The sequence below is a fragment of the Pseudomonas sp. B21-054 genome, assembly GCF_026016345.1.
Taxonomy (GTDB): domain Bacteria; phylum Pseudomonadota; class Gammaproteobacteria; order Pseudomonadales; family Pseudomonadaceae; genus Aquipseudomonas.
The window spans coordinates 5,358,044-5,377,183 of the sequence record NZ_CP087204.1; the positions used below are offsets into that span (position 1 = coordinate 5,358,044).

The following is a 19,140-nucleotide window of genomic DNA, read 5'->3' on the forward strand; positions in this document are numbered from 1 at the left end:
AATGGTGTCAGCCCAGCATCAACGTCCCACTGGCCACCAACGTCGCATCCCCGCCGATCTTCACCCGCTCACCTTCCAAGCGACAGAACAGCGCCCCGCCCCTGGCCGAGCACTGATAAGCCGTCAGCCCGTGTTTACCCAAGCGCTTGGACCAGTACGGAATCAGGCTGCAATGGGTCGAGCCAGTCACCGGGTCTTCGTTGATGCCAATCGCCGGGGCAAAATAGCGCGAGACAAAATCATGCTTGCTCCCCGGCGCGGTCACGATAGCGCCCTGCCACGGCAGTTTCGCCAGGGCCGCCATGTCGGGTTTGCAATCGAGCACCGCCTGCTCCGACTCCAGCACCACGAACAATACGTTCGAACTCAGTACGTCCACCGCCTCGACCCCCAGGGCACTCTGCACGGCCAGGGACGCACCCAACTCACTAGGTTCCACGGTGGGAAAGTCCAACCACAACCGACCGCCTTCGCGACTGACGCTCAAAGGACCGGATCGGCAAGTGAAATCCAGGCGCTCGGCGGTTTCGTGGTAGACCTCGAACAGTACATAGGCACTGGCCAACGTGGCATGCCCACATAACGGTACTTCAGTGGTGGGAGTGAACCAGCGGATATGCCAATACTGGCCTTCGCGCACCAGAAAGGCGGTTTCAGCCAGGTTGTGTTCGGCGGCGATCCTTTGCATCAAGTCATCGGCCAGCCAGGCGTCGAGCCGATAGACCATGGCTGGATTACCGCCAAACGGTCGGTCACTGAACGCATCGACTTGATGAAACGCGAGCTGCATGGCACTTCTCCTTTTTATTGATGTGCGAGCATGAGGCGCCAGGACACTGATTTTCCAGTGACAGATCCACTGAATTTTCACCCGACAGCTCTGGGTGAAAGATGGGATAACCACTAAAGCTCAAGCCCTGCATCGGTGTGGCGAGGCGCTTGCTCCCGCTTGGCTGCGAAGCCGTCACCCGGCTCTGTCAAGCACGCCCGATATCAGCAAACACCGCCCCGGTGTGCTCCTTCAATACCGAAGGCGCCAACTCGACTTCCAACCCACGCCGCCCCGCACTGACGAACATGCTGGCGAGTGGCTGTGCGGAATTGTCGATAAACGTGCGCAAACGCTTCTTCTGCCCCAGCGGGCTGATACCGCCGAGCAAATAACCGGTCGAACGCTGCGCGGCGGCCGGGTCGGCCATCTCGACCTTCTTCACACCAGCGGCGTGGGCCAGGCCTTTCAAATCCAGGCTCCCCGCCACGGGCACCACCGCCACCAACAACTCGCCTTTTTCGCTGGCCGCCAGCAGTGTCTTGAATACCTGCGCCGGATCCAGACCGAGCTTTTCGGCCGCTTCCAGCCCATAGGAAGCGGCCTTGGGATCGTGTTCGTAACTATGGATGCGATGTTCGGCACGCACTTTCTTAAGCAGATCCAACGCCGGTGTCATGACCGCTCCTGAGAGGGAAATCGAAAAGGGTGGCCTGGATTCTAAGCCATCGCCAGGCAAAAGGCTTCGGGCGCGCTTGGCGATAGCGGTAAAGCACTGCCGATGAAAGAGCCATTCACACCACGAATAGTTGAAATGTGACCGACGGTTCACTTTCGACCTTTGACACCAGCGTTTCTTGTCTATATTTTTTCGAAACTGAAAGCCATATCACCTGTCTCAAGCAGCAACCCGAATTCAGGACGAGGATCCTGCCGCGGTGGAAACAGCGCGATCGAGCTTTTTCGAACGCGCCGCAAAACAACAAGAAACCGAGGTTTGAATGACAACTGCTTTACAACAGCCCTCCCTTTCCAGCCAATGCCTGGCCGAATTCCTGGGCACGGCCCTGTTGATCTTTTTCGGTACCGGTTGCGTTGCAGCGCTCAAGGTCGCGGGTGCGAGTTTCGGTTTATGGGAAATCAGCATCATCTGGGGCATCGGTGTCAGCATGGCGATCTATCTGAGCGCGGGGATTTCCGGCGCCCATCTCAACCCAGCCGTCAGCATCGCCCTGTGCCTGTTCGCCGACTTCGAAAAACGCAAACTGCCTTTCTATATGCTTTCCCAGGTGGCCGGCGCGTTCTGCGGCGCACTGCTGGTCTATACGCTGTATAGCAACCTATTCTTCGATTTCGAACAGTCCCGCCACATGATCCGTGGCACTGAAGCCAGCCTCGAACTGGCGTCGGTGTTCTCCACCTATCCCCACGCCGCACTGTCCACCGGCCAGGCGTTCCTCGTGGAGGTGATCATCACCGCCATCCTGATGGGGGTCATCATGTCCCTGACCGATGACAACAACGGCCTGCCCCGTGGCCCATTGGCGCCGTTGCTGATTGGCCTGCTGATTGCGGTGATCGGCAGCTCAATGGGTCCACTGACAGGCTTCGCGATGAACCCGGCACGGGACTTCGGACCTAAACTGATGACTTTCTTTGCAGGGTGGGGTGAAATTTCCCTCACGGGTGGACGCGACATTCCGTACTTCCTGGTTCCGATTTTTGCACCCATTGTGGGTGCCTGCCTCGGCGCTGCGGCCTATCGCGGGTTGATTGCCCGCCATCTACCCAGTGCCATAACGGTTACAAAGGATGCAACACCTTCCATTGACGGCAAGCCCAGAACGTCCTGAAACAGTGGGCGCATGCTCCGCCCCTTGAGCATGCGCCATGGTCTCCCCCCTTTATTACGTCCCAAGGCAATCGACATGACCGACATCCAGAACAAGAACTACATCATTGCCCTCGACCAGGGTACGACCAGCTCGCGCGCGATCATTTTCGACCGTGACGCCAACGTGGTCTGCACTGCCCAACGCGAATTCGCCCAACATTATCCCCAGGCTGGCTGGGTCGAACACGACCCGATGGAAATCTTCGCTACCCAGAGCGCCGTGATGGTCGAAGCCCTGGCCCAAGCCGGCCTGCACCATGATCAAGTCGCTGCCATCGGCATTACCAACCAGCGTGAAACCACCGTGGTCTGGGACAAGACCACCGGCCGGCCGATCTACAACGCTATCGTCTGGCAATGCCGGCGCAGCACTGAGATCTGCCAGCAGCTCAAGCGCGACGGCCACGAGCAGTACATCAGCGCAACCACCGGCCTGGTCACCGACCCGTATTTCTCCGGCACCAAGCTCAAGTGGATCCTGGATAACGTCGAAGGCAGCCGCGAACGAGCCCGCAACGGTGAACTGCTGTTCGGCACCGTCGACAGCTGGCTGATCTGGAAATTTACCGGCGGCAAGGTCCACGTCACCGACTACACCAACGCCTCGCGCACCATGCTCTTCAACATCCACTCGCTGGAGTGGGACGCGAAGATGCTCGACATTCTCGACATCCCCCGGGAAATGTTGCCGGAAGTGAAATCTTCGTCGGAAATCTATGGCCGGACCAAAAGCGGCATCGCCATCGGCGGCATTGCCGGCGACCAGCAGGCGGCCCTTTTCGGTCAGATGTGCGTAGAGCCAGGCCAAGCGAAGAACACCTACGGCACCGGCTGCTTCCTGCTGATGAACACCGGCGACAAGGCCGTCAAATCCAATCACGGCATGCTCACCACCATCGCCTGCGGCCCGCGCGGCGAAGTGGCCTACGCCCTGGAAGGCGCGGTGTTCAATGGCGGCTCCACGGTGCAGTGGTTGCGCGATGAACTGAAAATCATCAACGACGCATTGGATACCGAATACTTCGCCAACAAGGTCAAGGACAGCAACGGTGTCTACCTGGTGCCCGCCTTCACCGGCCTCGGCGCGCCGTACTGGGACCCCTACGCCCGTGGCGCGTTGTTTGGCCTGACCCGGGGCGTTCGTGTCGATCACATCATTCGCGCGGCGCTGGAGTCGATTGCCTACCAGACCCGCGATGTACTCGACGCCATGCAGCAGGATTCGGGGGAACGGCTCAAGTCGCTGCGCGTCGACGGCGGCGCGGTGGCGAACAACTTCCTGATGCAGTTCCAGGCCGACATCCTCGGTACCCAGGTCGAGCGGCCGAAAATGCGTGAAACCACGGCCCTGGGTGCGGCATACCTGGCCGGCCTGGCGTGCGGCTTCTGGGGCAGCCTGGAAGAACTGCGCGGCAAAGCGGTGATCGAGCGCGAATTCGAACCGCAACTGGACGAACAGGCGAAGGAAAAACTCTACGCCGGCTGGAAAAAAGCGGTCAGTCGCACCCGCGATTGGGAACCCCACGAAGACGCTGAATAAAACACCATAAAGGTCTGAAACTGGTCGGGAGTGGATTCCTGCGGCATCATGGGCAAATTTTGTATGGCAGCCCAAAGGAAGCCCCATGAATCTGCCTCCCCGTCAGCAGCAAATCCTCGAGCTGGTCCACGAACGCGGCTATGTCAGCATCGAGGAAATGGCGCAGTTGTTCGTCGTCACCCCGCAAACCATCCGCCGAGATATCAATCAACTGGCGGAAGTGAACCTGCTGCGCCGCTACCATGGCGGCGCCGCCTACGATTCAAGCGTGGAAAACACCGCCTACGCCATGCGCGCCGATCAAATGCGCGACGAAAAGCAACGCATCGCCGAAGCCATCGCCGCACAGATCCCCGATCACGCCTCGCTGTTCATCAACATCGGCACCACCACCGAATCCATCGCCCGGGCGCTGCTCAATCACAACCATCTCAAGGTCATCACCAATAACCTGCACGTGGCGTCGATCCTCAGCGCCAAGGACGACTTCGAAGTGCTGATCGCTGGCGGCAACGTGCGCCGTGACGGCGGTGTGGTGGGCCAGGCGAGCGTCGATTTCATCAACCAGTTCAAGGTTGACTTCGCCCTGGTGGGCATCAGCGGTATCGATGAGGACGGCAGCCTGCTGGATTTCGACTACCAGGAAGTGCGCGTCTCCCAGGCGATCATCGCCAACGCCCGGCAAGTGCTGCTGGCGGCGGACTCCAGCAAATTCGGGCGCAATGCCATGGTTCGCCTGGGCCCCATCAGCCTGATCGATTGCCTGGTGACCGACCAGCAACCGGTGCCGGCCCTGGCGCAGCTACTGAGCCAGCACAAGATTCGGCTGGAAGTGGTCTGACTGCATCCCAGTTCCCTGTGGCGAGGGGATTTATCCCCGCTGGGGTGCGCAGCCCCCCTCAATACTGTCACTCAATTTGCCTGATACACCGAGTCGTCAGAGTCTGGGGTCGCTTCGCAACCCAGCGGGGATAAATCCCCTCGCCACAAATGGCCTTCCTGTCTGCCTCAAGCCGTCTTCGTGTTCGAAAATTTTCCTTTCAGCTTCCTTTGATCAGTATTTTCAATCGAAGTCAGCTGGCTGTTGCCGTGTTTATGGGCTAGTATTTTCGCAAATGAACATTTATGTTCGAATTCAAATATTACGAAAAGAGCCCGAGGCCAGCCGATGCCCACTTCTACCTTGCCTACGCCCCCTCTTGCCGAGATCTATGACGTCGCCGTCATTGGCGGCGGTATCAATGGCGTCGGGATTGCCGCGGACGCTGCCGGTCGCGGCCTTTCGGTGTTCCTTTGCGAAAAGGACGACTTGGCCAGCCATACGTCTTCGGCCAGCAGCAAACTGATCCACGGCGGCCTGCGCTACCTCGAACATTACGAATTCCGCCTGGTGCGCGAAGCGCTGGCCGAGCGTGAAGTGCTGCTGACCAAGGCCCCGCACATCGTCAAGCAAATGCGCTTCGTGTTGCCCCACCGCCCGCACCTGCGTCCGGCCTGGATGATTCGCGCTGGTCTGTTCCTCTACGATCACTTGGGCAAGCGTGAGCAGCTCGCTGGCTCCAAAAGTTTGAAGTTCGGTGCCGACAGCGCGCTGAAAAGCGAGATCACCAAAGGCTTCGAATACTCCGACTGCTGGGTCGATGACGCACGACTGGTAGTGCTCAACGCCATGGCGGCCCGGGAAAAAGGCGCTCACGTCCATACCCGTACGCGCTGCGTGAACGCCCGCCGTAGCAAAGGCTTGTGGCATTTGCACCTGGAACGTGCCGACGGCAGCCTGTTTTCGATCCGCGCCAAAGCGCTGGTGAACGCCGCGGGCCCGTGGGTCGCCAAGTTCATTCGCGATGACCTGAAGATGGAGTCGCCTTACGGCATCCGCCTGATCCAGGGCAGCCACCTGATCGTGCCGAAACTCTACGAAGGCGAGCACGCGCACATTCTTCAGAATGAAGACCAGCGCATCGTGTTCACTATTCCGTACCTGAACCAGTTCACCTTGATCGGCACAACCGATCGGGAATACACCGGTGACCCGGCCAAGGTAGCGATTACCGAAGGTGAAACCGATTACCTGCTGAAGGTGGTCAACGCGCACTTCAAGAAGCAGATCAGCCGCGCGGACATCCTGCACAGCTATTCCGGTGTGCGTCCGCTGTGCAACGACGAATCCGACAACCCGTCGGCCGTCACCCGGGACTACACCCTGGCGCTTTCCGGTGGTGGCGAAGAAGCGCCCTTGCTGTCGGTGTTCGGCGGCAAGCTGACCACCTATCGCAAATTGGCCGAATCGGCCATGGCGCAATTGGCTCCCTACTTCACACAGATGCGCGGAAGCTGGACCGCTATAGAAGCCCTCCCCGGCGGCGAAAACATGACCACCCCGCAAGCGCTGTGCTCGGCGTTGCGTGACAAGTTCGACTGGTTGCCCACCGACATCGCCCGCCGCTGGGCCACCACCTACGGCAGCCGCACCTGGCGCATGCTTGAAGGCGTGCACAACCTCGGCGACCTGGGCGAACACATCGGTGCTGGCCTGTACACTCGGGAAGTCGACTACCTGTGCAGCGACGAGTGGGCCGTCGATGCCCAGGACATCCTGTGGCGCCGCAGCAAGCTGGGCCTGTTCACTACCCCCGCGGAACAGGAGAAGCTGCAGCAATACCTGAACAAGGTTGAGCACAACCGGCGCAAGATCGAAGCGGCCTGATCGAACGCCTGCTTGGCCAAAGCCCCTGGATCCCGCGGATCCAGGGGCTTTTTGCTATCTGGCATCCACCGAAGTCCCTGTGGGAGCGAGCTTGCTCGCGATGAGGCCAGCACATTCAACATCTGCGGGGACTGACACACCGCTATCGCGAGCAAGCTCGCTCCCACAATAGCTCGGGGCAGGTTCAAGGCATTCGGTTTTCCGAACGCGACCCGCCAGTCAATTCGGCTAACCGGATGCCCAGACCGCGAAAAACCTGAAATAAAACATTAATTTCCTTTAAAAACAATGAATTAACCAGAAGCCCCTGGCCTGGCACGAGTCATGCTCTACACTCCTGGAGACGAATGCCTGTACGCCAACACAACAGGAGCTGCAGGCATTTGAAGCACTCAAGGGCCGACGAACCGGCTAAATAAGAAAAACAATGTCGAGGAAATATCGATGCGCATCGTTCCCCATCTCCTGGGCGCAGCCATTGCTGCCGCTCTGATCAGCACTCCGGTTTTCGCAGCCGAACTGACCGGCACGCTGAAAAAAATCAAAGAGTCCGGCGTTATCACGCTTGGGCATCGCGACGCTTCCATTCCGTTTTCCTATATTGCAGACGCTTCCGGCAAACCGGTCGGCTACTCCCACGACATCCAGTTGAAAGTCGTTGAAGCGATCAAAAAAGACCTGGACCTGCCAAACCTGCAGGTCAAGTACAACCTGGTCACCTCGCAAACCCGTATTCCGCTGGTGCAGAACGGCACCGTGGACCTGGAATGCGGCTCCACCACCAACAACGTCGAGCGTCAGCAGCAGGTTGACTTCTCCGTTGGCATCTTCGAGATCGGCACCCGGCTGCTGACCAAGAAAGATTCCAAATACAAGGACTTCGACGACCTCAAGGGCAAGAACGTCGTGACCACCGCCGGTACCACGTCCGAGCGCCTCCTCAAGTCCATGAACGCCGACAAGCAAATGGGCATGAACGTCATCTCCGCCAAAGACCACGGCGAATCCTTCCAGATGCTCGAAGGCGGCCGCGCGGTTGCCTTCATGATGGACGACGCCCTGCTGGCTGGTGAAGCTGCCAAGGCCAAGAAAGCCGACGACTGGGCCGTGACCGGTACCCCACAGTCCTACGAAATCTATGGCTGCATGATGCGCAAGGGCGACGAGCCGTTCAAAAAGGCTGTGGATGACGCCATCAAGGCCACCTACGCGTCGGGCGAGATCAACAAGATCTACGAAAAATGGTTCATGCAACCCATCCCGCCGAAGGGCCTGAACCTGAACTTCCCGATGAGCGAAGAACTCAAGGCACTGATCGCCAAACCGACCGACAAAGCGGCTGACGACAAGAAATCCTGATTTCTGACTAACCTTATCTCCTGAAGGGGCCCGGCCCTTTCAGGGGATGGTCACTCCCTGCTGGCAAATTTGGAAACACTCGAACCGGTGGCAGTCGAGCCGATCGTGTGTGCCTGACCCTCAAGTCGGGCGGGAACGGAGCTTCCCCAGGCGGGCATTTGTATATCGAACGATCTGAGGGGAGACCCTAATGAATTACAACTGGGACTGGGGCGTGTTCTTCAAGTCCACCGGCGTGGGCAGCGAGATCTATCTCGACTGGTACCTGGCCGGCCTGGGCTGGACCATCGCCATCGCCGTCGTGGCCTGGATCATCGCCCTGCTGCTGGGCTCGATTCTGGGTGTGATGCGCACCGTGCCGAACCGGCTGGTGTCGGGTATCGCCACGTGCTACGTGGAACTCTTCCGTAACGTACCGCTGTTGGTTCAGCTGTTCATCTGGTACTTCCTGGTGCCCGATCTACTGCCTCCAGATTTGCAGGAATGGTACAAACAGGACCTGAACCCGACCACCTCTGCTTATCTTAGCGTCGTCGTGTGCCTGGGCCTGTTCACCGCCGCCCGGGTCTGCGAACAGGTACGCACCGGTATCCAGGCGCTGCCACGCGGCCAGGAATCCGCCGCCCGCGCCATGGGTTTCAAGCTGCCGCAGATCTACTGGAACGTGCTGCTGCCCCAGGCTTACCGGATCATTATTCCGCCGCTTACCTCGGAATTCCTCAACGTCTTCAAGAACTCCTCCGTGGCCTCGCTGATCGGCCTGATGGAGCTGCTCGCGCAGACCAAGCAGACCGCCGAGTTCTCCGCCAATCTGTTCGAAGCCTTCACCCTGGCGACGCTGATCTACTTCACCCTGAACATGAGCCTGATGTTGCTGATGCGCATGGTCGAGAAGAAAGTCGCGGTGCCCGGCCTGATCTCCGTGGGGGGTAAATGATGGAATTCGATTTCACTGGCATCATCCCGGCCATTCCCGGTTTGTGGAACGGCATGCTGATGACCCTCAAGCTGATGGTGCTCGGCGTTGTCGGCGGGGTCATCCTGGGGACGATCCTGGCGCTGATGCGCCTGTCCCATAACAAGCTGGTCTCCAACATCGCCGGGGCCTACGTCAACTATTTCCGCTCGATCCCGCTGCTGCTGGTCATCACCTGGTTCTACCTGGCGGTGCCGTTCGTGCTGCGCTGGATCACCGGCGAAGACACCCCCATCGGCGCGTTCGGCTCTTGCGTCGTGGCGTTCATGATGTTCGAGGCGGCGTACTTCTGCGAAATCGTGCGGGCCGGCGTACAGTCGATCGCCAAGGGCCAGATGGGTGCCGCCCAGGCACTGGGCATGAATTATGGCCAGACCATGCGCCTGATCATCCTGCCCCAGGCGTTTCGCAAGATGACTCCGCTGCTGCTGCAACAGAGCATCATCCTGTTTCAGGACACCTCGCTGGTCTACACCGTCGGCCTGGTGGACTTCCTCAATGCTTCGCGGGCCAATGGCGACATCATCGGCCGCTCCAATGAGTTCCTGATCATCGCAGGTCTCGTGTACTTCACAATCAGCTTTGCCGCCTCGCTGCTGGTCAAGCGTCTGCAAAAAAGGTTCGCCGTATGATCTCTATCAAGAATATCAACAAGTGGTATGGGGACTTCCAGGTACTGACCAATTGCAGCACCGAGGTCAGCAAGGGTGAAGTCGTGGTGGTGTGCGGCCCGTCCGGTTCGGGCAAGTCCACGCTGATCAAGTGCGTGAACGCCCTGGAGCCGTTCCAGAAAGGCGACGTGATCGTCGATGGCACGTCCATCGCCGACCCGAAGACCAACCTGCCGAAACTGCGCTCGCGGGTGGGCATGGTGTTCCAGCATTTCGAACTGTTCCCGCACCTGACCATCACCGAAAACCTGACCATCGCGCAGATCAAGGTGCTGGGCCGCAGCAAGGAAGAAGCCACCAAGAAAGGCCTGCAACTGCTTGAGCGGGTCGGCCTCTCGGCCCATGCCCACAAGCACCCGGGCCAACTCTCCGGCGGCCAGCAGCAGCGCGTGGCGATTGCCCGAGCCCTGGCGATGGACCCGGTGGTGATGCTGTTCGACGAACCGACCTCGGCCCTTGACCCGGAAATGGTCAACGAAGTGCTCGACGTGATGGTGCAATTGGCCCACGAAGGCATGACCATGATGTGCGTGACCCACGAAATGGGCTTCGCCCGCAAAGTGGCGAACCGGGTGATCTTCATGGACCAGGGCCAGATCATCGAAGACTGCAAGAAGGAAGAGTTCTTCGGCGACATCAGCGCCCGCTCCGAACGTGCGCAGCATTTCCTTGAGAAAATCCTGCAGCACTAAACAACACCGTTCTCCTCTGTGGGAGCGGGCTTGCTCGCGAATAGGGCAGCACATTCAACATCAATGTCGCTGACACACCGCTTTCGCGAGCAAGCCCGCTCCCACAGGGGATAGGAGTTGGCTTGTAGATTTGTGTTGTGGTTGACCCAAGGCTTCTGTGATGAAATGCGACCCCACCCTCTATCGCGCCGCGCCGCCATCACTTGCCGTGAAGCCCCGTCTGATCCGCCATCTGTTCCTGCCGCCGCTGGTCATTGCGCTGATGATCGGCCTGGGTTATCTCGGCTTCTGGATCAGTGAGCACTACGGCGTTCGCGGCCTCGCCGAAAACGGCGAGCGTCAGTTGGAGCTGCATGCCCGCGCGGTCGAGAGCGAGATCAGCAAGTACACCTACCTACCCAGCCTGCTGGAACTTGAATCCAGCGTCTCGCAATTGCTCGACGACCCCACGCCCGAGCATCGCAAGACCGTCAACGAATACCTCGAAGGCCTGAACCGGCGCAGCCGTAGCCGGGCCATCTACGTCATGGACACCACAGGCCGGGTCATGGCCACCAGCAACTGGCGCGACGTCGACAGTTACCTGGGCGAAGACCTGTCCTTCCGCGCCTACTTCCAGAACGCCGTACGTGGCCAGCCGGGGCGCTTCTACGGCATCGGCAGCACCAACGGCGAACCCGGCTACTACCTGGCCCATGGCCTGGAACAACAGGGCAAGATCATCGGTGTCGCCGTGGTCAAGGTGCGCCTCGAAGCCATGGAAGAACGCTGGCAGCGCGCGCGCCTGGAGGCTTTCGTCAGCGATGAGAACGGCATCATCATTTTGTCCAGCGACCCGGCGCGACGGCTCAAGTCCGTGCGCCCCCTGAGCGACGAAACCAAGGAACGCCTGGCTCGCAGCCTGCAGTATTATTGGTTCCCGCTCAATGAACTGGTGCCCCTGGCGCGGGAACGGCTGGCCGAAGGCATGGAGAAGCTGACCTTTCCGGCCAACACCGAGCTGGCGTCCGACGAACGCGCCATCAGCTACTTGTCACAAACCCGGCCGTTGAGCGACACGCCGTGGAATTTCACCCTGCTGACCCCACTTGAAGACCTGCGCCGCCAAGCGATCAACCAAGGCATCCTGGTGGCCGTGGCCTTTGCCCTGGTGGCGTTCCTGCTGATCGCCTGGAATGAGCGGCGCAAGGTCATTGCCACCCGCCTCGCCGCCCGCGAAGCCTTGCAGCAAGCCAACAATCAGCTCGAGCGTCGGATTACCGAACGCACCACCGACCTGCGCGCCAGCAACGAACGGCTCAAGGGCCAGATCCGCGAACGACGGCAGGCCGAAGAGACCTTGCGCCGGGCCCAGGACGAACTGGTCCAGGCCGGTAAACTGGCAGCCATCGGCCAGATGTCCACCAGCATCGCCCATGAACTCAACCAGCCGCTGGCGGCGCTGCGCACCTTGTCCGGCAACACCGTGCGCTTCCTGGAGCGCGGCCAGCTGGATATCGCCAGCACCAACCTCAAGACCATCAACGAATTGATCGACCGCATGGGGCGGATCACCGCCAGCCTGCGCTCCTTTGCCCGACGCGGGGACGACCAGGGCCAAGCCAGCCTCGGCAAGGGCGTCGAGGCCGCGCTGCAACTGCTGGGCACTCGCCTTGAAAGCCTGAAGATCCAGATCCATGCCAATTTCGACGACGTCCAGGTGCACATCGACCAGACGCGCCTGGAGCAGATCCTGGTGAACCTGATCGGCAACGCCCTGGACGCCATGCAGAGCCAACCCGAGCCGCAGCTGTGGCTCGAAGGCCAGGCGGGCGACGGCAAATATCGCCTGCGCGTACGGGATAACGGCCATGGCATTGATCCGGAAACACGCAAGCATCTGTTCGAACCCTTCTTCACCACCAAACCCGGCGAACAGGGCCTGGGCCTGGGCCTGACGCTCTCCGCCAGCCTGGCCGCCGCCACGGGCGGATACCTGGGCGTCGAGCACCCGGTCGAGGGCGGTGGAACCACGTTTGTCCTCAGTTTACCGTTGGTAAGCCTTTCACCTGCCGAGCCGCTATGAACCACGACCTGAGCGTACTGATCGTCGAAGACGACCCCCACGTCCTGCTGGGCTGCCAGCAGGCCCTGACCCTGGAAGACATTCCCTGCATCGGCGTGGGCAGCGCCGAAGAGGCCCTGGAGCGCGTCGACGATAACTTTGCCGGCATCGTCATCAGCGACATTCGCCTGCCGGGCATCGATGGCCTGGAACTGCTGACCCGCCTCAAGGCACGGGACCGCAGCCTGCCGGTGGTGTTGATCACCGGACATGGCGACATCTCCATGGCCGTCGGCGCCATGCAAAAAGGCGCCTACGACTTCATGGAGAAACCGTTCTCCCCCGAACGCCTGGTGGAGGTCGCCCGCCGCGCCCTGGAACAGCGCAGCCTGGCCCGTGAGGTTTTCTCGCTGCGTCGGCAACTGGCCGAACGCGATTCCCTGGAAGGCCGGATCATTGGTCGCTCGCCGGCCATGCAGCACCTGCGCGCGCTGATCGCCAACGTCGCCGACACCTCGGCCAACGTGCTGATCGAAGGCGAAACCGGGACCGGCAAGGAATTGGTCGCCCGCTGCCTGCATGACTTCAGCCGACGCCACGACAAACAGTTCGTCGCGCTGAACTGCGGCGGCCTGCCGGAAAACTTGTTCGAAAGCGAGATTTTCGGCCACGAGGCCAATGCCTTTACCGGCGCCGGCAAACGCCGGATCGGCAAGATCGAGCACGCCGATGGCGGCACGCTGTTCCTCGATGAAGTGGAAAGCATGCCCCTGCCCTTGCAGATCAAGTTGCTGCGCGTGTTGCAGGAACGCACCCTCGAACGCCTGGGCTCGAACCAGAGCGTGGCCGTGGACTGCCGGGTGATCGCCGCCACCAAATACGACCTGGACGAAATGGGCCGGGCCGGGCAGTTCCGCAGCGACTTGTATTACCGCCTCAACGTGGTGACCCTGGAACTGCCGCCGCTGCGCGAACGCCGCGAAGACATCCTGCAGCTGTTCGAGCACTTCCTCCAGCAATCGTCCCTGCGCTTCGACCGCACGGTGCCGGAGCTGGACAACCAGACCCTGTCGAACCTGATGAGCCACGACTGGCCGGGCAACGTGCGCGAACTGCGCAACGTCGCCGAGCGCTATGCCCTGGGCCTACCGGCTTTCAAGCGGTCTGGCGCCAGCAGCGGCGGCCAGGGCCTGGCCTTCGCCGAAGCGGTGGAGGCCTTCGAGCGCAACCTGCTGGTGGATGCCCTGCAACGCAGCGGTGGCAACCTGACCCAGGCCAGCCAGGAGCTGGGGATGGCCAAGACCACGCTGTTCGACAAGGTCAAGAAATATGGCCTGAGCCATTAATCGGCGCGCGAGCTTGCGCTGGGGTGACGTGGCTCACGGCTGAACCAGCCCGGCAGGAGCCGTCGCGGCTCCTGCACGGTGCGGGCGGGTCAGTACCCGACGGTGAACCGCGTGCGCGAAAACTGCGGCGTTTCCACTTCATCGATCATCGCAATGGCGTAATCGGCAAAGCTGATCCAGCTGCGCCCGGCATCGTCGAACAGCAGATGATTCTTGCCAAGGCGGAACTGGCCGGTGCGCTCGGTTTCGACGAACTCCGCCGAGGGCGAGAGGAAGGTCCAGTCCAGGTCCTGTTCCTTGCGCAGCACATCCAGGAACAATGCACCGGCGCTGGCTTCGGCGAGGTATTCCTCGGGAAAGCCCTCGCTGTCGATCACACGGGTGCTGTCCGGGAGCAGCAACGAACCGGCCCCGCCCACCACCAGCAAGCGCTTGACCCCGGCGGCTTTCACCGGCGCGATGACCTTGTCGGCCGGCACGGTGGCAAAGTGAGCAGCACTGATCACTACGTCATGCCCGGTGATGGCGGCGGTCAACGCCTCGCTGTCCAATACATCCAGTTGCTGGCTGACCACCCCGGCCCTTTCGCCGATTTTTGCCGTGTTGCGGGCAATGGCCGTCACGCTGTGCCCACGACGCAGGGCTTCTTCCAACAATTGGCTGCCGGCCCGGCCGGTGGCGCCGATGATTGCGATCTTGCTCATAGATGTTCTCCAGTGATTAGCGATGTTTGAGCAGCATGCTTTTGTGGCCAGGATGCCAGTGTGTGGTTCACCACTTCATCTCGCCCTTGGCCACCTTGGCACTGAGCGCCAGGGAACTGTCTTCGCCCAGGTTCGGGTAGCGCTTTTTCATGGCGGCAACCAGCGCGGTGGAATCCTTGGCCCGGGCGGTTTCCTCGTCGAAGGCCTTGATGTAATCGGCGGTGAATTTCACCGGGGCCAGGGACCGGGCGCTTTCGCCCAGGTAATGGCCCGGAATCACGGTGTTCGGTTGCAGCTTTTCAATACCCGCCAGCGTCCCCAGCCAATCCTTGTGGGACTGCGGTGTCTGGGTATCGGCCATCCAGACGTGAATGTTCTCGGCCACCACCACACCGCCGACCACCGCCTTGATCGACGGAATCCACACGAAACTGCGGTCCGGCTGCGGGCCATCGAGGCCGATAACCTGCAAGCGCTGGCCTTCCAGGGTCAGGCTGTCGCCCTTGAGGACCTGGGGCACGATGGCTTTGGCCGGTGCGTCGGTCTTCAGGATCGGCCCCCAATATTTCAGCTTGCCGTCCATGGTGTGCTTGATGTGCTCGACCGTCGGCGCGGACGCCAGGACCTTGGCCTCAGGGAACGCGGCCGTCAGGGTTTCCAGACCAAAATAGTAGTCTGGATCGCCGTGGCTGATGTAAATCGTGGTCAGTTGTTTGCCGCTGGCGCGGATTTTTTCCACCACCTGTGCGGCCTGGGACTTGCCGAACTGGGCGTCTACCAGGATCGCCTCCTTCTCGCCGCTGACCAGTACCGAGGTCACCGGAAAAATCGCCGCCGTACCCGGGTTGTAGACGTCCAGCGTCAGGTCCGCGGCCCAGGTGTGGGCGGCGAACGCCATCGATGCGGTCGCCAGCAACAGGCGCTTGAATGGGGTGAATGCGGTCATGGGTGCTCCGTTGTCCAAAAGCCCGAAAGGGAATGAGATGGAGCTTAGTCACCTGGTTCATTTCAAAAAATGCGATGATCCAACATAGTTTGTTTCTGAAATCGGGCAAATCATGGATCGTCTACAAGCAATGCGGGTCTTCGTCACGGTGGTGGACCTGGGCAGCCAGTCGGCCACGGCTGAGCACCTGGACCTGTCGCGCCCCGTGGTGTCGCGGTATCTGGCGGAGCTGGAAGACTGGGTCGGCGCCCGGTTGATGCACCGCACCACGCGCAAACTGAGCCTGACGGCCGCAGGCTCCGAGATCCTGCCGCGCTGCCGGCAGATGCTGGAGCTGTCCGGCGACATGCAAGCGGCGGTCAGCACGCCGGATGACGCGCCACGCGGCCTGCTGCGCATCAGTGCCAGCACCTCATTCGGCCAGGCCCAACTGGCAAGCGCCATGGCCGACTACGTCAAGCGATACCCCGGGGTGAGCGTCGACCTGCAAATGCTCGATCGCACCGTGAATCTGGTGGACGAGCGCATCGACCTGGCGATCCGCATGAGCAACGACCTGGACCCGAACCTGATCGCCCGGCGCCTCACGGTCTGCCGCTCGGTGATCTGCGCCTCGCCCGGTTACCTGCGCGAACACCCGACTCCGCAGCGGGTCGAGGATTTGAGTCGGCACAACTGCCTGACCCACTCCTACGTCGGCAAGAGCCTGTGGCACTTCGAGCAGGACGGCGAACAAGTCTCGGTGCCGGTGCAGGGCACTATCAGCGCCAACGAAGCCAGCACATTGCTTCAAGCCACGATCGCCGGCGCAGGCGTGGCGATGCTGCCCAGCTACCAGGCCGGCGCCCACATCAAGCGCGGCGAATTGATCCGCCTGCTGGCCCATGCCGAACCGCGCCGGATGAACATGTACGCGGTGTACGCCTCACGCAAGCACATGCCCTCGGCGCTGCGCAGTCTGCTGGATTTCCTGGTACAGAAATTTCCCGAGACGCCGGAGTGGGATGTGGGGTTGTAGAAAATACTCGCCTCACCACTGTCCCCCTGTGGGAGCGAGCTTGCTCGCTCCCACAAGGGACTCGCTGCTGCACCAGGATTTCACCAATAGCCCGCCCCAAGGCATACTTGCCACCCTCCGCACTCCAGAACCCAAAACCGCCCCATGCGTATCCACGTCAGCTTCATCGACCGCGTCGGCATTACCCAGGAAGTCCTGGCGTTGCTCGGTGGGCGCAATCTCAATCTGGATGCGGTGGAGATGGTGCCCCCCAACGTCTACATCGACGCGCCGACCCTAAGCCCTCAAGTGCTGGACGAGTTGCGCGAAGCGCTGTTCAGCGTGCGGGGCGTGCAGGCGGTGACCGTGGTGGACATCCTGCCGGGCCAGCGTCGGCACTTGCAGCTCGATGCGCTGCTGGCGGCCATGACCGACCCGGTGCTGGCCCTGGACAGCGCCGGCAAGGTGTTGCTGGCCAACCCGGCGCTGATCGCCTTGTACGGTCGTGAACCGGCCGGGGAAAGCGTCGCCGAGCTGTTCGGTGACGAAGCGCTGTTGGACGCGCTGCTGGAAAATGGTTTCCGCCTGCCGCTGCGGGAAATCACCCTCAACGGCCAGACCTTGCTGCTGGACGCCACGCCCATCACCGATGCCGGCGCCCTGCTGACGCTCTACCAACCGAACCGCATCGGCGAACGCCTGTCGGCGCTGCACCACGATCACGCCGAAGGCTTCGACGCACTGCTGGGCGAATCCCCGGCGATCCGCACCCTCAAGGCCCGGGCCCAGCGGGTCGCGACCCTGGATGCACCGCTGCTGATCCAAGGCGAAACCGGCACCGGCAAGGAGTTGGTGGCCCGGGCCTGTCACGCCATCAGTGCCCGTCACAGCGCACCGTTCCTGGCCCTGAACTGCGCCGCCTTGCCGGAGAACCTGGCTGAAAGCGAACTGTTCGGCTACGCCCCCGGCGCCTTCACTGGCGCGCAACGGGGCGGCAAGCCAGGGCTCATGGAACTGGCGAACCAGGGCACGGTGTTTCTCGATGAAATCGGCGAGATGTCGCCGTATCTGCAAGCCAAGCTGCTGCGCTTTTTGAACGATGGCAGCTTTCGCCGGGTCGGCGGCGACCGGGAAATCAAGGTCAACGTGCGGATCCTCAGCGCCACCCACCGCAACCTGGAGAAAATGGTCAGCGAAGGCTCGTTCCGCGAAGACTTGTTCTACCGCCTGAACGTACTCAACGTCGAAGTCCCGCCCCTGCGCGAGCGCGGCCAGGACATTCTGCTGCTGGCGCGCTACTTCATGCAGCAGGCCTGCGCGCAGATCCAGCGCCCGGTCTGCCGCCTGGCCCCCGGCACTTATCCGGCACTGCTGGGAAATCGCTGGCCGGGCAACGTGCGGCAATTGCAAAACGTGATCTTCCGCGCCGCCGCCATCTGCGAAAGCAGCCTGGTGGACATCGGCGACCTGGACATCGCCGGCACCTCCGTCGCGCGTCAAGGCGATGTGGACGTCGAAAGCCTGGAGCAGGCCGTGGAAACCTTCGAGAAGCACCTGCTCGAAAGCCTCTACGTCAACTACCCCTCCACCCGCCAGCTCGCCAGCCGCCTGCAAACCTCCCACACCGCGATTGCCCATCGGTTGCGCAAGTATGGGATTTCCAACAAACCATAGCCTTGCTCGGTCCCCTGTGGGAGCGGGCTTGCTCGCGAAAGCAGTGTGTCAGTCAACATCTAATTAGCTGGCACACCGTCTTCGCGAGCAAGCCCGCTCCCACAGGGGGGTTCTGCGCCGTGGTCAAAATCGCGTCAAAAACGACCTCCACCTGTACTGAAAGCGCTACAGCGGAACGATATCGATACACTTACCGCTAACCGGCACTGTACAAGGCTTTGATCCCACAACGATTTTTTCCAGGCTTACGACTGTAGCGATTTCGCTACAGTCGAATTGAATCGAGCGTTGAAAAAATCAATCAAGTCATTGATTTATAAACACTTACAAACATTGGCCGTATTCTTGCTATGGGTATAGCCATTCGGCCGAGCCAAGCCTCGCGCCTTTCTTCGCGTCCACCAGACGAATCTGGCCCCAGGAGTTTCCATGAGCGAGTTGCGTTTCACTGAAGATCACGAATGGCTGCGCACCGAAGCCGACGGCACCGTTACAGTCGGCATCACCGCGTTTGCCCAGAATGCCTTGGGCGATGTGGTCTACGTTCAGTTACCGGAACTGCAAAGCTACGACAAGGGCGCCGAAGCCTCCACCGTGGAATCGGTGAAAGCCGCCAGCGGTGTCTACATGCCACTGGACGGTGAAGTGCTCGAAACCAACCCGGCCCTGGAAAGCAATCCGGAACTGGTGAACGAAGATCCGCTGGGCGAAGGCTGGTTCTTCCGCTTTAAACCGACCGATGCCGACGCAGTGGCTAAGCTGTTGGATCAGGATGCGTACGACCGTCTGATCAAAGCCAACGCCGAAGCCTGAGGAGCGCC

The 19,140-nt window shown here is 60.9% G+C and carries 17 protein-coding genes; 13 read left to right on the top strand and 4 right to left on the bottom strand.

What is annotated here, in order from left to right:
* Nucleotides 1-7: 7 nt before the first annotated feature.
* Together LOY70_RS23295 and ybaK are read right to left on the bottom strand one after the other, a co-directional pair.
* Nucleotides 8-790, bottom strand: a complete 783-nt coding sequence (locus LOY70_RS23295; protein WP_265029462.1) for a PhzF family phenazine biosynthesis protein — start codon at nt 788-790, stop codon at nt 8-10.
* Between the two features lie 187 nt (nt 791-977).
* A complete protein-coding gene (gene ybaK / locus LOY70_RS23300; protein ID WP_092201538.1) occupies nt 978-1,448 on the bottom strand; it encodes a Cys-tRNA(Pro) deacylase in 471 nt (156 codons plus the stop codon).
* Nucleotides 1,449-1,770: 322 nt separating this feature from the next.
* On the opposite strand from ybaK, the gene LOY70_RS23305 reads away from it, so the two are divergent.
* The 10 genes from LOY70_RS23305 to LOY70_RS23350 all read left to right on the top strand — a co-directional run bounded on the left by LOY70_RS23305 (nt 1,771) and on the right by LOY70_RS23350 (nt 13,998).
* Complete coding sequence (locus LOY70_RS23305) at nt 1,771-2,622, top strand: MIP/aquaporin family protein (RefSeq protein ID WP_265029463.1); 852 nt, start codon at nt 1,771-1,773, stop codon at nt 2,620-2,622.
* Nucleotides 2,623-2,697: 75 nt separating this feature from the next.
* Nucleotides 2,698-4,203: a glycerol kinase GlpK gene (gene glpK, locus LOY70_RS23310; protein WP_025215189.1), complete on the top strand. Its 1,506-nt coding sequence runs from the start codon at nt 2,698-2,700 to the stop codon at nt 4,201-4,203.
* An 85-nt stretch (nt 4,204-4,288) separates the two neighbouring features.
* Nucleotides 4,289-5,044, top strand: coding sequence for a DeoR/GlpR family transcriptional regulator (locus LOY70_RS23315; protein ID WP_265029464.1), 756 nt, complete (start codon nt 4,289-4,291; stop codon nt 5,042-5,044).
* Nucleotides 5,045-5,371: 327 nt separating this feature from the next.
* Nucleotides 5,372-6,910 carry a glycerol-3-phosphate dehydrogenase gene (gene glpD / locus LOY70_RS23320; RefSeq protein WP_265029465.1) on the top strand — a complete coding sequence of 513 codons (1,539 nt, stop codon included), beginning with the start codon at nt 5,372-5,374 and terminating at the stop codon, nt 6,908-6,910.
* Nucleotides 6,911-7,354: 444 nt separating this feature from the next.
* The gene (locus LOY70_RS23325) at nt 7,355-8,269 is read left to right on the top strand and encodes a glutamate/aspartate ABC transporter substrate-binding protein (RefSeq protein ID WP_072408724.1); all 915 of its coding nucleotides are present in this window, start codon (nt 7,355-7,357) and stop codon (nt 8,267-8,269) included.
* Between the two features lie 190 nt (nt 8,270-8,459).
* Nucleotides 8,460-9,206, top strand: a complete 747-nt coding sequence (locus tag LOY70_RS23330; protein ID WP_123346501.1) for an amino acid ABC transporter permease — start codon at nt 8,460-8,462, stop codon at nt 9,204-9,206.
* Entirely contained in the window at nt 9,206-9,877 is a 672-nt protein-coding gene (locus LOY70_RS23335; protein WP_265038163.1) for an amino acid ABC transporter permease, read from the top strand. The genes LOY70_RS23330 and LOY70_RS23335 overlap by 1 nt, the downstream gene beginning before the upstream one ends.
* Nucleotides 9,874-10,608 carry an amino acid ABC transporter ATP-binding protein gene (locus tag LOY70_RS23340; protein ID WP_025215194.1) on the top strand — a complete coding sequence of 245 codons (735 nt, stop codon included), beginning with the start codon at nt 9,874-9,876 and terminating at the stop codon, nt 10,606-10,608. Before LOY70_RS23335 ends, LOY70_RS23340 begins: the two co-directional genes overlap by 4 nt.
* A 160-nt stretch (nt 10,609-10,768) precedes the next feature.
* Complete coding sequence (locus LOY70_RS23345; RefSeq protein ID WP_265029466.1) at nt 10,769-12,673, top strand: sensor histidine kinase; 1,905 nt, start codon at nt 10,769-10,771, stop codon at nt 12,671-12,673.
* Nucleotides 12,670-13,998, top strand: a complete 1,329-nt coding sequence (locus tag LOY70_RS23350; protein WP_265029467.1) for a sigma-54-dependent transcriptional regulator — start codon at nt 12,670-12,672, stop codon at nt 13,996-13,998. Before LOY70_RS23345 ends, LOY70_RS23350 begins: the two co-directional genes overlap by 4 nt.
* Before the next feature lie 89 nt (nt 13,999-14,087).
* Here LOY70_RS23350 and LOY70_RS23355 read toward each other — a convergent pair whose 3' ends face one another.
* Complete coding sequence (locus LOY70_RS23355) at nt 14,088-14,702, bottom strand: NAD(P)-dependent oxidoreductase (protein WP_123346512.1); 615 nt, start codon at nt 14,700-14,702, stop codon at nt 14,088-14,090.
* 67 nt (nt 14,703-14,769) lie between these two features.
* A complete protein-coding gene (locus LOY70_RS23360; protein WP_265029468.1) occupies nt 14,770-15,648 on the bottom strand; it encodes an MBL fold metallo-hydrolase in 879 nt (292 codons plus the stop codon).
* 112 nt (nt 15,649-15,760) lie between these two features.
* Here LOY70_RS23360 and LOY70_RS23365 point away from each other — a divergent pair, with 112 nt between their 5' ends.
* The 3 genes from LOY70_RS23365 (at nt 15,761) to gcvH (ending at nt 19,132) form a co-directional block, all read left to right on the top strand.
* Complete coding sequence (locus LOY70_RS23365) at nt 15,761-16,666, top strand: LysR family transcriptional regulator (RefSeq protein WP_265029469.1); 906 nt, start codon at nt 15,761-15,763, stop codon at nt 16,664-16,666.
* Between the two features lie 144 nt (nt 16,667-16,810).
* Entirely contained in the window at nt 16,811-18,319 is a 1,509-nt protein-coding gene (locus tag LOY70_RS23370) for a sigma-54-dependent transcriptional regulator (RefSeq protein WP_265029470.1), read from the top strand.
* A 429-nt stretch (nt 18,320-18,748) separates the two neighbouring features.
* Nucleotides 18,749-19,132, top strand: a complete 384-nt coding sequence (gcvH, locus tag LOY70_RS23375; protein ID WP_025215201.1) for a glycine cleavage system protein GcvH — start codon at nt 18,749-18,751, stop codon at nt 19,130-19,132.
* The last annotated feature ends 8 nt before the right edge of the window (nt 19,133-19,140 follow it).